General features: G+C 58.1%; 15 protein-coding genes, 1 tRNA gene and 1 pseudogene. 10 read left to right on the forward strand and 7 right to left on the reverse strand.

From position 1 onward, the window contains the following. Positions 1-136: 136 nt before the first annotated feature. Positions 137-673 (reverse strand): translation initiation factor IF-3, encoded by a 537-nt coding sequence (gene infC, locus L1P08_RS09760; RefSeq protein WP_303619537.1) that lies wholly within the window; start codon positions 671-673, stop codon positions 137-139. Positions 674-833: 160 nt separating this feature from the next. Here infC and L1P08_RS09765 point away from each other — a divergent pair, with 160 nt between their 5' ends. Next, entirely contained in the window at positions 834-1,613 is a 780-nt protein-coding gene (locus L1P08_RS09765; RefSeq protein WP_303616833.1) for an alpha/beta hydrolase, read from the forward strand. Here the strand turns inward: L1P08_RS09765 and L1P08_RS09770 are convergent. The 4 genes from L1P08_RS09770 to L1P08_RS09785 all read right to left on the reverse strand — a co-directional run bounded on the left by L1P08_RS09770 (position 1,585) and on the right by L1P08_RS09785 (position 4,999). Then, complete coding sequence (locus L1P08_RS09770) at positions 1,585-2,184, reverse strand: GNAT family N-acetyltransferase (RefSeq protein WP_303616834.1); 600 nt, start codon at positions 2,182-2,184, stop codon at positions 1,585-1,587. The two genes, L1P08_RS09765 and L1P08_RS09770, sit on opposite strands and share 29 nt — an antisense overlap. Positions 2,185-2,252: 68 nt before the next feature. Next, complete coding sequence (locus tag L1P08_RS09775; RefSeq protein WP_303616835.1) at positions 2,253-3,125, reverse strand: SDR family oxidoreductase; 873 nt, start codon at positions 3,123-3,125, stop codon at positions 2,253-2,255. A gap of 18 nt (positions 3,126-3,143) precedes the next feature. Further along, positions 3,144-4,325, reverse strand: coding sequence for a tRNA epoxyqueuosine(34) reductase QueG (gene queG, locus L1P08_RS09780; protein WP_438268400.1), 1,182 nt, complete (start codon positions 4,323-4,325; stop codon positions 3,144-3,146). Further along, a complete protein-coding gene (locus L1P08_RS09785) occupies positions 4,322-4,999 on the reverse strand; it encodes a glutathione S-transferase family protein (protein WP_303616836.1) in 678 nt (225 codons plus the stop codon). The genes queG and L1P08_RS09785 overlap by 4 nt, the downstream gene beginning before the upstream one ends. Before the next feature lie 201 nt (positions 5,000-5,200). Between L1P08_RS09785 and L1P08_RS09790 the strand changes: the two genes are divergently transcribed. Then, a complete protein-coding gene (locus L1P08_RS09790) occupies positions 5,201-6,007 on the forward strand; it encodes an undecaprenyl-diphosphate phosphatase (protein WP_303616837.1) in 807 nt (268 codons plus the stop codon). A 45-nt stretch (positions 6,008-6,052) separates the two neighbouring features. Here the strand turns inward: L1P08_RS09790 and L1P08_RS09795 are convergent, their stop codons facing one another. After that, positions 6,053-7,588: an MDR family MFS transporter gene (locus L1P08_RS09795; RefSeq protein WP_303616838.1), complete on the reverse strand. Its 1,536-nt coding sequence runs from the start codon at positions 7,586-7,588 to the stop codon at positions 6,053-6,055. A 117-nt stretch (positions 7,589-7,705) separates the two neighbouring features. Here L1P08_RS09795 and L1P08_RS09800 point away from each other — a divergent pair, with 117 nt between their 5' ends. After that, entirely contained in the window at positions 7,706-8,332 is a 627-nt protein-coding gene (locus L1P08_RS09800) for a MarR family winged helix-turn-helix transcriptional regulator (protein WP_303616839.1), read from the forward strand. Positions 8,333-8,380: 48 nt separating this feature from the next. Here the strand turns inward: L1P08_RS09800 and L1P08_RS09805 are convergent, their stop codons facing one another. Next, positions 8,381-9,346 carry a complex I NDUFA9 subunit family protein gene (locus L1P08_RS09805; protein ID WP_303616840.1) on the reverse strand — a complete coding sequence of 322 codons (966 nt, stop codon included), beginning with the start codon at positions 9,344-9,346 and terminating at the stop codon, positions 8,381-8,383. Between the two features lie 183 nt (positions 9,347-9,529). Between L1P08_RS09805 and L1P08_RS09810 the strand changes: the two genes are divergently transcribed. The 7 genes and pseudogenes from L1P08_RS09810 to rpoN all read left to right on the forward strand — a co-directional run bounded on the left by L1P08_RS09810 (position 9,530) and on the right by rpoN (position 14,707). Further along, positions 9,530-9,616, forward strand: a tRNA-Leu gene (locus tag L1P08_RS09810). A gap of 504 nt (positions 9,617-10,120) precedes the next feature. After that, a pseudogene (locus tag L1P08_RS16430) lies at positions 10,121-10,465 on the forward strand (transglycosylase SLT domain-containing protein); the annotation flags it as partial. A 69-nt stretch (positions 10,466-10,534) separates the two neighbouring features. Beyond that, positions 10,535-11,149, forward strand: a complete 615-nt coding sequence (locus tag L1P08_RS09820; RefSeq protein WP_303616841.1) for a ribonuclease D — start codon at positions 10,535-10,537, stop codon at positions 11,147-11,149. A gap of 7 nt (positions 11,150-11,156) precedes the next feature. Then, positions 11,157-11,798 (forward strand): hypothetical protein, encoded by a 642-nt coding sequence (locus tag L1P08_RS09825; RefSeq protein ID WP_303616842.1) that lies wholly within the window; start codon positions 11,157-11,159, stop codon positions 11,796-11,798. Next, complete coding sequence (gene lptA / locus L1P08_RS09830) at positions 11,795-12,280, forward strand: lipopolysaccharide transport periplasmic protein LptA (RefSeq protein WP_303616843.1); 486 nt, start codon at positions 11,795-11,797, stop codon at positions 12,278-12,280. Before L1P08_RS09825 ends, lptA begins: the two co-directional genes overlap by 4 nt. Then, entirely contained in the window at positions 12,252-13,016 is a 765-nt protein-coding gene (gene lptB, locus L1P08_RS09835) for an LPS export ABC transporter ATP-binding protein (protein WP_438268457.1), read from the forward strand. The genes lptA and lptB overlap by 29 nt, the downstream gene beginning before the upstream one ends. A 182-nt stretch (positions 13,017-13,198) precedes the next feature. Further along, positions 13,199-14,707 carry an RNA polymerase factor sigma-54 gene (rpoN, locus tag L1P08_RS09840; protein ID WP_303616845.1) on the forward strand — a complete coding sequence of 503 codons (1,509 nt, stop codon included), beginning with the start codon at positions 13,199-13,201 and terminating at the stop codon, positions 14,705-14,707. Positions 14,708-14,714 lie beyond the last annotated feature (7 nt).

Below are 14,714 nucleotides of genomic sequence, written 5' to 3' on the forward strand. Positions count from 1 at the left end.
CAAAACCAACCTTTGGGGCGTTATGCTTAAGGAATTGCTAAATAAGCCGTTTTCTCGTTCATTATATGAAAAAGGCATCCGCGAATGCGAATGCCTTTTTGTTCAGATTCGGAGCGCGCATTGCGCTACACGTTTTTTAGCGCGGCGCGATAATCATAACCATCTGACGTCCTTCAGAACGCGGTGACGATTCGACTTTCGACAATTCTTCCATTTCGTCGCGCACTTTGTTCAAAAGCTGCAGGCCGATATCCTGGTGGGCCATTTCGCGGCCACGGAAGCGCATAGTCACTTTGACCTTGTCGCCTTCTTCCAGGAACTTCACGACCGAGCGCATTTTGACTTCGTAGTCATGCTTATCGATATTGGGTCTGAGCTTGATCTCTTTGACCTCAATAACTTTCTGCTTTTTGCGGGCTTCGGCGGCCTTTTTCTGGGCGGCGTATTTAAATTTGCCAAGATCAAGGATCTTGCAAACCGGCGGATTGGCGTTGGGCGAGATCGCCACAAGGTCCAAACCGGCCTCGCGCGCCATTTCCATGGCCTGTGAAGTTGGAACGGTGCCGTGATTTTCGCCTTCGGCGTCAATCAGCTGCACGTCGGCGGAGGTGATATCTTCATTTGCGGGCGGCCCATCTTTTTGGGGCTGCACGGGTCTCATTGGACGGCGAATGTTTGCAATCCTTCTACTGTCTGCAAAACGGGCGAAATTTCCCGCCTAAAATCGTTTCAGACGGGCACAAAGTCAACCGGCAAAACCCAAACAAGCGGGTTGCCGCTTCGGGTATGAGCTGGTTAGTGCTCTATTTGGGTAGTTTGGAGAGGAATTCAACATGGGTGCACAAGAAGATAGCCTCATGATTGGTGCGGGGGACGTGGCGCGCCGGATTGCCATATTGCGCCGATCGGGCCAAACGCCGGGCCTGTTCTGGCTGGGTGGGTTCAAATCCGACATGATCGGTTCGAAGGCGGAGGCGCTCGATGCCTTTGGCGCGGAACAGGGGCTGGCGGTGACGCGGTTCGATTATTCCGGGCACGGGGTTTCGGAGGGAGAATTTCTTGACGGCAGCATCAGCCAGTGGCTGGAGGATGCGCTTGGGGTGTTTGAGACCACCTCGGGGCCGCAGATTGTCACCGGCTCCTCGATGGGTGGCTGGCTGGCGCTGTTGCTGAACCAGGCCCTCAGGGCAAAAGGCGATAGCCGGGTTTGCGGACTGGTGTTGATTGCCCCGGCAGTGGACATGACCGAGGATTTGATGCGGCTGACCTTTTCGCCCGAGGAATTGCACGATCTGCATATGAAGGGACGGGTGGAGCAACCCTCCGATTATGCGGACGAACCCTATATTTTGACCGAGAAACTGATTTCGGACGGGGCAAAGCATTTGCTGTTTGGCAAGGGCTCGATCGTGACCGGGTGCCCCGTGCATATTCTGCAAGGCGGGCAGGATACGGATGTGCCGCCCGCGCATGCGCTCAAGCTTTTGGCACATCTGACGCAGGACCCTGTGGGTTTCACGCTTATTCCTGATGGCGATCACCGGTTGAGCCGGGTGCCGGATCTGGAAAAACTGAAAGACGTGATCAGCCGGATGTCGGCAGACGCGGGGTAGACAGCGGTGTCTTTGACTGGCCGGTTTCGTCAAAATTGGCGGGATCGAGAAAGGTCTCGAAACGGGCCTTGAGAGCCGGCCATTCGTGATCGAGCATGGAGAACCAGGCCGTGTCACGGTTCTCGCCCTTGACGATCATGTCTTGCCGGAACACGCCCTCGAAGGTGAAGCCGAAACGGGTGGCCGCCCGCTTTGACCCCAGATTCCGGTCATTGCACTTCCATTCGAAGCGGCGATAACCCAGATCGTCGAACACATGTTTTGCCGTAATGTAGAAGGCCTCGGTTGCAAGCCGGGTTTTCGCGACCCCGGCGCCCCAGAGCACGCCACCGATTTCTATGGAGCCATGTTCGGGGCGCAGGCGCATGAGGGCATGCCGCCCACCGCACCTGCCGGTCGCCGTGTCGATGACAGCGAAATAGAGCTGATCGGGCGCAGCCAGCGTCATGTTTATCCAGGCTTGTAGCGCGGCCAAATCGGCAGGCGCGTCAGAAAACAACCAGCGGTGACGCGCGTCGGCCTCGGGCCCGGAGATGGCGGCGAACATGTCTGCCGCATGTTCTTGCGTCATTGGTTCGAGCCGACAATAGCGCCCCTTCAATACAATCGGCGCGGGGGAGCTTGCCGGTTGCGGCCTGGTCATTTCATGGCTCCATGAATTGCAGCAAGACCCTGACGATAAGTTGGGTAGAGCAGTTCGATGCCGAGAGCCTTTTTGATGGCGGCGTTGGAGACGCGCTTATTGTCATTATAAAATGAGCGGGCCATGGGCGTCATGTCGGCAGTGTCGAATGGCACTTCGGGCGGCGGGTTCAGTCCCGCCATTTCGGCGGCATGGGCAACCAGATCCTGCGGCGGGGCCGGTTCATCGTCGGCAAGATTAAAGGTGCCGACGAGCTTTTGTTCGGCTGCCAGAGCGGTGATGCGGCCGATATCTTCCACATGAATGCGGTTGAACACCTGACCCGGTTTGATGATGCGGCGGGCGGTGCCCGATTGCAGTTTGTCAAAGCTGGAGCGGCCGGTGCCGTAAATCCCCGCAAGGCGCAGGATCAGCAGGGGCACGCCTTTTTCGGCGGCGAAATCGCGCCAGGCGTTTTCGGCGGTGACGCGCCATTGCGAGCGCTTGTTGACCGGGTGGCATGCGGCGGTCTCATCAATCCAGGCCCCATCGAAATTGCCATAGACACCGACGGTTGAATAATAGCAAAGCCATTGCAGCGCAGATGATCTTTCGAGATCGGCGCGATGGTGATTGAAGACGGCATCGCCATTTTCATCGGGGGCGATGGAATGGATGACATGGGTTGCCGAGGACAGGGCGGCGCCGAGGGTCGGGCCGGGTTTTGTGCCGTCAAACATATGGGCGTGGATATTTTTGGCATCGAGATGGGCGGCTTTTCCGGCATTTCGTGTGGTGCCGAAAACCGGGATATCAGCGCCAAGACGGGTGTGGATGGCGCGGGCGGCGGCCTGCGAGGAATAGCCCATGCCAAAGAAGAAGAAATTCATGCTCACTCGGCTCACGCGTTAAAAAGGCGGCGTCAAATCCCCGTCCCATTCGCTGGCGACGGCCATGTCGTGCTCGCGGGATTGGGTTTGCTGCCGGATTGCCGCGACCCTATCGGAAGGCGCGAGGCGGCGAAAGGCCCAGATGGCGGCGGCGCGAATCATCGGATCGGGATCGCTCAATCGCTGTTCGGCGCGGGAGATGAGATCGGGATTGCCGCTATTGCCCAAGGCGATAAGGACATTGCGGATGAAACGGGCATGGCCAAGACGCTTGACCGGCGAGGCGGCAAACAGTTTGCGGAAGCCGGCATCATCGAGATCGGCCAGATCGGCCAGCGCCGGGGTGGTCAGCGCATCGCGGGCCTGCAATTTGACTTCCTTTGTGTGGCTGGCGAACTTGTTCCAGGGGCAGACGGCCAGACAGTCATCGCAGCCATAAATGCGGTTGCCCATGGGCGCGCGATATTGGCGCGGGATCTGGCCCTTCAATTCGATATTGAGATAGGCGAGGCATTTGCGCGCATCGAGCTGGAAGGGCGCGGGGAAAGCATTGGTGGGGCAAACATCAAGGCAACGGCGGCAGGTGCCGCAGCTTTCTGCATGGGGCTCGGAGAGGGGCAGATCGGCATCGGTGAAGATGGCACCCAGAAACAGCCAGGAGCCGAATTCCCGCGAGACCAGAACCGTATGCTTGCCCTGCCAGCCAATGCCGGCGGCAGCGGCGAGCGGCTTTTCCATGACCGGGGCGGTATCGACAAAAACCTTGACCCCTGCCCCGGCGCGGCGGGCAAGCAGGCCGGCAAGATCTTTCAGCCGGCCCTTGATGATGTCGTGATAATCGCGATTGCGGGCATAAACGGAAATATTGCCGGTCGATTTTTGCGCCAGCAATTGCAGGGGGTCGGTATCGGGCCCGTAATTGACGCCGAGCATGATGATGGAACGGGCCTCGGGCCAGAGCGCTTCGGGCGCTGCACGGCGGCTGGCGGTTTCAGCCATCCAGTCCATATCGCCGTGCCAGCCGCGATCGAGGGCAATCGTGAGTTTTTCATGCCAGTCTGCGCGGGTATGGGCCGAGGTGATGCCAATGGCATCAAAGCCGAGCGCCTTGGCGCGGGCGCGCAGATCATCAATCAGCCGCGCGGTTTTGGCATCGGGCTGAACCGGGGCGCCGGGCTGTACTCCAGCGCCTTTGCTCAAAAGTCGAGATCCGCGTAGCTTTTAGAGGGTGTGGTGCCAACGAGCCGATCCCCCAGCAAGGGGCGGAAAGCGGGGCGGGACTTGATGCGGGCGTACCAGTCACGGGTTTCGCCAGTGGCCGCCCAGTCGATGTCGCCGAGATAATCGAGCGCAGAGAGATGTCCGGCCAAGGCAAAATCGGCGAGGGTCATGGCATCGCCGCCAAGCCAGCGGCGCGTGGCGAAAAGATAGGCGAAATATTGTAAATGCTCGGCGAGATTGGCTTTGGCTGCCCGCAGGGCCGAGGGGTCTGGCGCGCCAGCCTTCTGCTCGCGGCGGCCGATTTTCTCTTCAAGAATGTAACGGGTTACCTCATCGTTGAATTTACCCATTACCCAATCATAGAGCCGCCACATCTCAGCGCGTCCACCGATATCCGCGGGCACCAGTCCGGCCACCATGTCCGGTGTGTAGCGCTCTTCCACGAAATGGACGACAGCCAGCGGGCCGATAATCGGGGCCATACCGTGCTCGAGCAATAGCGGCACTGTGGCCGCCGGATTCAGATCGGTCAGACTGGCGGGGCGCAGCCAGGGGCTTGCGTCTTCCAGTTCAATTTCAGCGCCGTATTCGGCCAGCATGAGACGGACCATGCGAGAGGCCGGATCGAGCTTGTGATGCAGCAACTTGGTCATTCTTGTTTTCACCCATCCCCGGTTGAGCGTGGTAGCGCTATAGCGCAAATCAGGCTAGAGCCTGATCCGATGCGAATCGGGACAGGCATTTCTGCGGCAAGATAGTGGCCGAATCCCGGCATCAGGTTTCGGGGCCGCGCCGCTGCGCCGCGCCAATTTTGCTCAAAGGTGCCCAAGGACTGGATAGGGGAAATAGCGAATATGGATCAAGGTATTTTTGTACCGCTTGTTCTGGGAATTCTGGAAGGGCTTACCGAATTCTTACCTGTGTCCTCCACCGGGCACCTTTTGCTGGCTGGTCATTTCTTTGGTCTGACGCAGCCTGCCGTATTCGTGGTGCTGATCCAATTGGGGGCGATCCTTGCGATTATCACGGTCTATTTTGCCAAACTATTTGAGTTGTTGCGCGATGCGCTGCAGGGGAAGAAAGGGGCATGGTTATTTGCCCTCAATGTCGCCCTCGCCTCTGCTCCGGCGGCTCTGGTTGGCGTGCTGGCCCATGATTTCATTCAGCAAGTTGTCTATGAAAGCCCCATGACAATCTGTGTGATGTTGCTGGCGGGTGGCATTATTCTGATGATCGTCGACAAGCTGCCGCTGAAGCCGCGCTATACGGATATCTATACATACCCCTGGCACCTGAGCCTGATCATCGGGCTGTTCCAGATGCTGGCGCTGATCCCCGGCGTGTCGCGTTCAGGGGCGACAATTGTCGGTTCACTCCTGTTCGGCACCGACAAACGTTCTGCCGCCGAGTTCACTTTTTTCATCGCCCTGCCGATCATGGCGGGCGCATTTGTCTATGATTTCTACAAGAACAAGGACATGATCCTGAATGGCGGGCTGGGGCTCGATATTCTGATCGGCTTTGTTGCAGCGTTTATTGTAGGCACAATTGTGGTGCGCTACCTGCTCGACTTCGTTTCGCGACACGGGTTCCGGTATTTTGCCTGGTGGCGCATTGCGGTTGGCGGACTGGGATTGATTGTACTTTGGCCAATGGGCTGAACTTGAAAAACCGGGGCATTGCGACCCCGGTTTTTTGTTTGCCGCTTATTCCGCAGCGCTTGGTGCCGCGACGGCCTCAACGTGCTCTCGCCCCGGCAGGCGCACGTCGCGCAGCATGAGCGAGAGGATGAGTGAGACCGCGAACAAGCCGGCACCCATATAAAAAATTCTCTCAAAAGCCATGTCGAACAAGCCGACTATTTCGTGCGACAGTTCTGGTGGCAAGGACCATATAGCGTCCGGTGTCAGATCACGCAGGGGCACAGGCAATTGCGCCGCGGTTGCAGCGGGCAATGAGGCCTGCGCCTGAACCAGCCCGGCAGTGAGCAGCCCGCCATTGGCCGCGAGGCCGAGGGAGGCGCCGATAAGCCGTGAGAGACTTAAGGCGCCCGTGGCTGCCCCAACATCCTGGCGGGGCACTGCATTTTGTACGGCGACCATCAGGGTTTGCATTTGCAGGCCCATGCTGACGGAGAAAAAGAACATGAGGATGCAGATCGCCCAGACCGGTGTGTTCACATCAACCTGAGCAAAACTTAAAAGCACCACAACGCCAAGTGCGGTCGCCACAACGGGGAATATCTTGTAGCGCCCGGTGCGGGCGACCAGCAGACCGGCCCCGACCGATGCCAATAGCGACCCTACCGATGAGGGCAAGAAAAACAGGCCCGCCAGGGCCGGTGGCAAACCGGTGACCGTTTGCAAAAAGAGCGCAAAGTAATTGAGCATGCCAAGCGAGGACATGCCGACCAGAACCGAGATGACCAGCGTCAGCCCGATCGTATGGTTGGTAAACAGGAACAGGGGCACCATTGGTTCTGCGGCGCGGCGTTCTGTGAAAATGAAACCAGCCGTTGCAACGACAATCAGTACGGGCAGAATGATTGCGAGCACGTCCGAGGTGCCGTTGCCCAGGACCTCCTCGGCCCAGAACACGGTCAGAGTGACTGCTGCCGCGAGTAACATGCCGCCCAGGTAATCGACACTCGGGCGTTTCGTGTGGGTGATTGCGGGCATGGCGAACAAGAGAACGGCAATCACGGCCACGCCGATGGGCAGGTTGATCAGGAAAATGAATTGCCAGCCCACCGATTGCGCGATCAGCCCGCCAGCTACAGGACCAACCAGTCCTGCGAGGGTGAAGACGGCGGAGCTGTAGCCCTGATATTTGGCGCGTTCACGCGGCTCGAACAGATCGGCGAGAATGCCAAATGCTGATGTCATCAAGCCGCCGCCACCGATCCCCTGCAAGACGCGTGCGGCCACCAGGCTCTCCATCGACCAGGCCAGACCACAAGCGAGTGAGCCAAGCGTGAACAAGACGATGGCGGCAATGAAAAGGCGTTTGCGCCCATAAAGGTCGCCGAGCTTTCCATAGAATGGTGTGACGGCGGCTGTAGCCAGCAAATAGGCAGCACCGACCCAGCCAAAAAGTTCGAGATTGCCGAGATCGGCGGCAATGGTGGGCAAAGCCGTGGCAATGATCTGCATATCCAGAACGGACATGAAAAGGCCGGCGAGGACAGCGGCATAGATTGTCATTCGACGCCGGTTTGACATCGGCATGGCAGTATCGGTCATGAACAGGTTTCCAATTGGGATACGCAAATTATGTAAGGAGGCAATATATATGTCAATGTCATATATATGCTACATGCAAATGATTGACAATTTCACCTATCTGCGTTTAATCAAATCATGATCAAAACCAAGCAAAACGCGCCTGATCCGACCCGTGACAACGCCTCAGCGGGTGCAGAGAAATTGCAGCAATTCGTGGCATACGGCATGTCGCCCCGCGCGGCAGAGGCCGCGATCAGCCTTGATGAAACCCTGGCAACGATGCGGCGCAGCATTGCCCGGCGGACATTGGTGCAGCAGGCCGTCAACGAGCTGGGGCTTGATGTCGATGTGGCGCATTTGATGGTCATCCACACAATTTCTGCCGCTGGGTCCGAGGGCGAAGTTACCGTCGGGCTTGTGGCTGAACGGATGGATATAGACCCTTCACGCGCCAGCCGGCTGACGGCGGATGTGGTTGAGAAAGGTCTGGCACGGCGGGTCGCCTCGCAGGCCGATGCGCGCCGCATTTGCCTTGAGCTCACCCCACGCGGCAAAGCCTATCAGGAAGCCGTTTATACCTATAAGGCCATTCTTTTTACAGAAGCGCTGAAAAGCTGGGACGAGGATGAATTGGTGGAACTGGCGCGGCTATTCGCCCGCTTCAGCCAATGGGTCGTGGAGGGGGAGCCTACGCCCAAAAAATCCGAGCGTGTCGCGCAGATCAAGGCGCGACTGCGGGAGGCCGAGACCCGGCCTGACTAAACCTTCATACCCACGGGATTGCTGAACCCGGACGGCCAGCCTTTTGCCTCAGGCGGCGATATGCTCGAACTGGCCGTGCTTGCGGAACCGCCACATATAGGTGGGCAGAATGGCATCCATGGTGGTGGGCGTAATGCCGAAGGCGGCAAAGGTGCGCTTTTGCTTTATCGCCTCGTCGGAGACAACATTGTCGCGGTCAAGCTGGATGACCTGGTCGACGGTGAGCATTGGCGAGGGCAGCAATTGCAGGAAGGCCGCCTTGAACTTTGCCAAAGGCATCGGCACCGGAAGCAGAGGGCGTTTGCGGGCGGTTTCATGCAGCACACGCTGCATCAGTTCGCGCATGGTCTCCACGTCCGGGCCACCAAGTTCATAGATCTTGCCGGTTTTAACCTTGCCTTCGGCGGCAAGGGCAAAAGCTTCAGCCACGTCGCCGACGTAAACCGGCTGGAACTGTGTCTTGCCACCAATCAGGGGCAGGACGGGAGAAATACGGGCCAGAAAGCCGAACATGTTGAAAAAGCCATCGCCCTGACCAAAAATGATAGACGGGCGAATAATCACCGCTTCGGGATAGGCCTTGAGCACTTCGGCCTCACCCAGGGCCTTGGACCGGGCACTGGCGCTTTCAGATTCGGGATCTGCCCCGAGGGCCGACATGTGCACCAACGCGCCGGCACCCGCTCGCGCAGCAGCAACAGCAATATTTTTGGCACCCTGTGTGTGAACCGCGCGGAAGCGCTGACGCCCCCCCTCGAACAGGAGGCCGACCAGATTGATAACAATATCGGCACCAGCGACGGCGCGTTCAATTGAAGCTATATTCCGGATATTGGCTTGAATCGGCACGATCTGGCCGACGGCACCGAGCGGTTTGACGTGACCGGCAAGATCGGGACGGCGCACGGCAACGCGGATGCGGTAACCCTTGCGCGCCAGTTCCTGCACCAATTGTGTGCCCACAAAGCCGGAACCGCCAAAAATGGTGACAATTTTCTCGCGCGTACGTGCCATGAATCTGCTCCAACCAGCCGGGATAACGAGTTTTACCGGTTTCTAACGTGAGACCTGCCGCCCTGTCGAGTGCCAAAGCCACCCCTTGAGCACAGTAATGCGGTTTGGCAATTGACAAAGCCTCGGACTGGCCCTAGTGAGTGGCCCGCTCGGGTCGTCAAGGCTCGCGCATTGCCCAAATGGGCCCTGGTGGCGGAATTGGTAGACGCGCTAGCTTCAGGTGCTAGTTTCCGTATGGAAGTGGAAGTTCGAGTCTTCTCCAGGGCACCATTCTCTTGGTGCTTTTCAGATCAATAAGTTTTTGATCCGCAATGTCGTCACTTGCCCCTTTTAAGGGGCAAGGCGGCGGACGATTGTGTGTTTTCCCAGCGCCCTTTCACTGCAAATTTAAAGCCGACAGCGCAGCGGCGACGTGTGCCCGCGTTAAGCTTGCCGCAATGTTGCCGCTTGCCGGGCGCAATAGAGGCCTTTAATTGACGCCTGTCCCTTTGATAAAATGTACGAGTATTCATGGCGCATCGTATCGCGATCCCGGCCACCGCGTTTTTTCTGGCACTTGCTGTTGCCGGATGCAGCCCCTCTGAGCGGTTTGCCCAGCTGGCCCTGCCGCTGATCCCCGACAATACCGGCATCGAGACGGCTCAAGCTGACGCGGAAACACCGCAAGACCTCGCAATTGCTGAAGCTGAAGCAGAAGCAGAGGCGGGCACCGAATCTGACGTTTTGTCTTATGCACCAGCCACGCGAAAACCGGACAATCCGGGCCGGGCCGCGCTGGACCCGCTGATTGCCAAATATGCAGCGCAATACAATGTGCCGCTGTCGCTGGTGCATCATGTGGTCAATCGCGAGAGCACCTATAATCCGGCAGCGCGCAATGGCAAGCACTGGGGCTTGATGCAATTGAACCCGACGACCGCCCGCACCATGGGATATCGCGGTGTGCCCTCAGGGCTTCTGGATGCGGAAACCAACCTCAAATACGGGGTCAAATATCTTGCCGGCGCGTATATGGTGGCGGATGGTGACGCCGCGCGGGCGGACAGGCTTTATCAAAGTGGCTATTATTATCATGCCAAGCGCAAAGGGCTTTTGAAGGCTACCGGGTTGCGCCCTTAAGGCTTGCGCCCTTCCCATCGCCTCACCGCTGTGGCATCAACGAAGCACAATGCCAAAACGAGGGGCAATATGACGATCAGAGTGCACAAGGGCGATTTGCCCGATCTTTCGCGTTATGGACGGGAAGTCGCCATCGACACCGAGACGATGGGGCTGATGACCCGTCGTGACCGGCTGTGTGTTGTGCAGCTCTCGCCCGGTGATGGTGATGCCGATGTGGTTCAGATCAGCCTGGACCAGACCTCTGCCCCCAATCTTGAGAAATTACTCGGTGATGCCGATGTGACCAAGATTTTCCATTTCGCCCGTTTCGACATGGCGGCTTTGCAAAACCGGTTCGGCGTTGTGGTTGGCCCGGTTTATTGCACCAAGATCGCCTCGAAGCTGGTGCGCACCTATACGGACCGGCACGGGCTGAAAGACCTGGCGCGTGAACTGATCAATGTCGAGGTTTCCAAGCAACAGCAGAGTTCTGACTGGGGCGCGGATACGCTAAGCGATGCCCAGCTTGAATATGCGGCCTCGGATGTTCTTTATCTGCACGATCTGAAACGCCATCTCGACCGCATGCTGCGACGGGAAGGCCGAATGGAGATGGCGCAGAGCTGTTTCGATTTCCTCAAGACCCGGGTTGAACTTGACCTTGCGGGCTGGCCGGAAACCGACATTTTCGCCCATAGCTGACACCCCGATGCACGCCGCCAATGCCAGCGATCTGAACGACAAACGGGCGCAGACCTATCGCGGTTTCGCCCGACATAACCGGTTGATCAGCTGGTTGCGCATTGGCGTGCCCTTATTCGGGGCGCTGGTGCTGGCAGCCCTGATGATCGAAATTGTCATCGCCAATATAGCGCGGGATTTCGGCATTTCGGGTGTGCGCATAGCCCGGGACGAACTGGTGATCGATACGCCTGAATATTCCGGCGTGATGGCCAATGGCACGCTTTATACGGTGGTTGCGGAAGCGGCCAGCACCACGATTGGTGACGGGGACCTGCTCAACCTCACAGATCCACTGATCGACCTGACCCGCACCGACGGTTATCGCATGCGTGCTGGCGCCAACTCGGCGCGCTTTTCCATTGATCGGCAAACGGTTGAAGTGGATGACGTGCTCAATGTCAGCGACAGCCAGGACATGCAGGCCAAGCTTTTGAACGCCATAATCGACTGGCGGACCCAGACTTTGGTGGCAAAAGACAATGTTCATGTGGTTTTCGCCGATGGATCGATTTTGACCGGGTCATCATTACGCTATGATGCCGGTGCCCAGACCTGGGACTTCGACAATGTAAAGCTCACCCTTGCGGCGGAAGAGACAGAACAATGAAATGGCCACTGAAAGCGCTTGCGAACATCCTGCTTATTGCCATGAGCACGATGGGTGCCCTGGCTCAGGATGCGACAGAGATCACGGCGGACAAGTTTGTTGTCGATGAAGGCAGCAGCCGGGCGACGTTTTCCGGCAATGTGGAAATTCGCCAGCCCGACCTGACGGTATGGGCCAACACGGTCGTGGTGCGATATGGCCCCGGCGGCCCGTCCGATCTCAGGGATTTTGAAGCTGTGGGCAATGTGCGTATCAAACAACCCGAACAAACCGCGACAGGCGACCGTGGTGTCTATGATCCCAAGGTGCGCATTCTGACACTGACCGGCAATGTTGTGGTGACCAATGAGAGCGGCACGGTGAGCGGTCCTGAACTGGTGGTGGATATCGCCAAGGGCACATCGGCGTTTACCGGGGGCAAATCTGGCGGCGGCCGGGTGACGGGCATCTTTACTGCCCCCGAGGGCCCGGCGGGTGAATAAGCTTCCGGATCAGGATGGATGGCTGGTTGCGCACGGGCTGGCCAAGAAGTTTGGCAAACGGGTTGTTGTGCGGGATGTGTCGCTGGCGGTCAAACGCGGGGAAGCGGTGGGGCTTTTGGGCCCCAATGGCGCGGGCAAGACCACCGTTTTCACCATGATCATGGGGCTGGTGAAGCCCGATCAGGGTGACATTCTGGTCGATGGCAGACCGATTACGCATCTCCCTCTTTATCAGCGCGGGCGGATGGGGATTGGCTATCTGCCACAGGAGCCATCGATTTTTCGGGGCCTTAGTGTCAAAGACAATATTCTGGCGGTGCTTGAGGGCCACATTAAAGGGCGCGCAGCGCGTGAGAAACGCCTGTCCGCGCTTCTTGACGAGTTCTCCATTTCGCATTTGCGCGATGCCAACGCACTGGCGCTTTCGGGCGGCGAGCGGCGACGGGTGGAAATCGCGAGGGCGCTGGCGGCAGATCCGGTTTTTATGCTGCTGGACGAACCCTTTGCTGGCGTTGACCCGATTGCCGTTGCCGAAATTCAGGGCCTCGTGCGCCAATTGACCGGTCGCGGCATTGGCGTTTTGATCACCGATCATTCGGTGCGCGAGACTTTGGGGCTGGTGGACCGGGCCTATCTCATCCACGGCGGCGCTGTGATGATACAGGGTACACCTGAGACAATTACCAATGACCCTGACGCCCGCCGGGTTTATCTGGGCGAGAGTTTTTCGATCTGATTTCGGTCAAATCAATGCATTGGGCAATAACTGGCACAAAACTTGTATAGCCCGCCCAAATCATGCATGTTTGTATCAGACAGGGATGAAACCCTGATGGTTAGATTTCAGACAGCCTGTGGGCGGGTTTACACCCGCAGATACTGGACTGGCATGAAAAACTGGGGCGGGAGTTCGGCGTTATGGCATTGATGCCACGGCTCGAAATCAGGCAGGCGCAGAGCCTGACGCTGACGCCCCAGCTTATGCAGTCGATCCGGCTGCTGCAGCTCAGCCATCTTGAACTCAATGCCTTTGTGGAAACCGAACTTGAGCGCAACCCACTGCTCGAGCGCGATGAAGTGAGCGACAGTGAACCGCTGACGACACCTGAATATGTGACGGAAGGCAGCCCGGACCGCGATACGGTTGATCATGGTGAAACCATGGGGTCGGCCAGTTCGATTGCCGAACAATATGACACCGATGTTTCCAATGTGTTTCCCGAACAGGTGGGGCAGGACAGCGTCGCCCAATCGCTGAACAAACATCGCGAAGGACCGAGCATGATCGGGCTTGGCGAAGCCCCGGACATTGACAGCTATGTGGCCAGCCAGATCAGCCTCGCCGACCATTTGCGCGAGCAAATCAACCTGATCCTGAAGCAACCTGCGGAACGGCTGATTGCCCAGCACCTGATCGATAACCTCAACGAGGCCGGCTACATGATGGCGGCGTGTGACGATATCGCCGCACAGCTGGGCGCAACCGAGAGCGATGTCGAGGCGGTGCTGCAACGGGTGCAGGGTTGTGACCCCCTTGGTGTGTTCGGACGCAACCTGTCGGAATGTCTTGCGATCCAGTTGCGCGAAAAAGACCGGCTCGATCCGATGATGCAGGCATTGCTCGATAATCTTGATCTTGTGGCGATGCATGACATGACCGCCCTGACCCGTGCAACTGGCGCAGACCGGGACGACATTGCCGATATGCTGGGGGAATTGCGCGAGCTTGACCCGAAGCCGGGGCGTGCCTTTGATGGCGGACCTGTGCAGGCAGTGGTGCCGGATGTATTCGTCCGGCGCGGCAATACAGGGCTTTGGGAAATTGAACTGAATACCGAGGTACTGCCGCGCGTCCTGGTTAATCGCACCTATTATGCCAGTGTAACGCGCAAGGCGCGCAATCCGGGCGAGAAGACCTTTCTTACCGATTGCCTGCAGACTGCCAACTGGCTGACCAAAAGCCTCGATCAGCGGGCGCAGACCATTTTGAAGGTCGCCGCCGAGATCGTCCGGCAGCAGGATGCTTTCCTGGAACACGGCATTGCGCATTTGAAGCCCATGACCCTGAAAGCCGTGGCCGAAGAGATCGACATGCATGAATCGACGGTGAGCCGGGTCACATCCAACAAATACCTTGCGACACCGCGCGGGTTGTTTGAGATGAAATATTTCTTCACCACCGCGCTTGGATCAACAACCGGTGGCGCCGACCATTCGGCAGAAGCCGTGCGGCACCGTATCCGGCAATTGATCGAGGCGGAAAGTCCCAAGGCTATCCTTTCCGACGACACAATTGCGGAAATGCTGAAGGCCGAGCAGGGGATCGATGTGGCACGGCGTACGGTTGCCAAATACCGCGAGGGCATGAACATTCCCTCATCGGTTATCCGGCGGCGGCAGAAGAAAGCCATGACGCATATGGCCTGAGGCAGGC

Origin of the sequence: Mariluticola halotolerans (assembly GCF_021611515.1) — a bacterium.
Taxonomy (GTDB): Bacteria; Pseudomonadota; Alphaproteobacteria; order Rhizobiales; family Devosiaceae; genus Mariluticola; species Mariluticola halotolerans.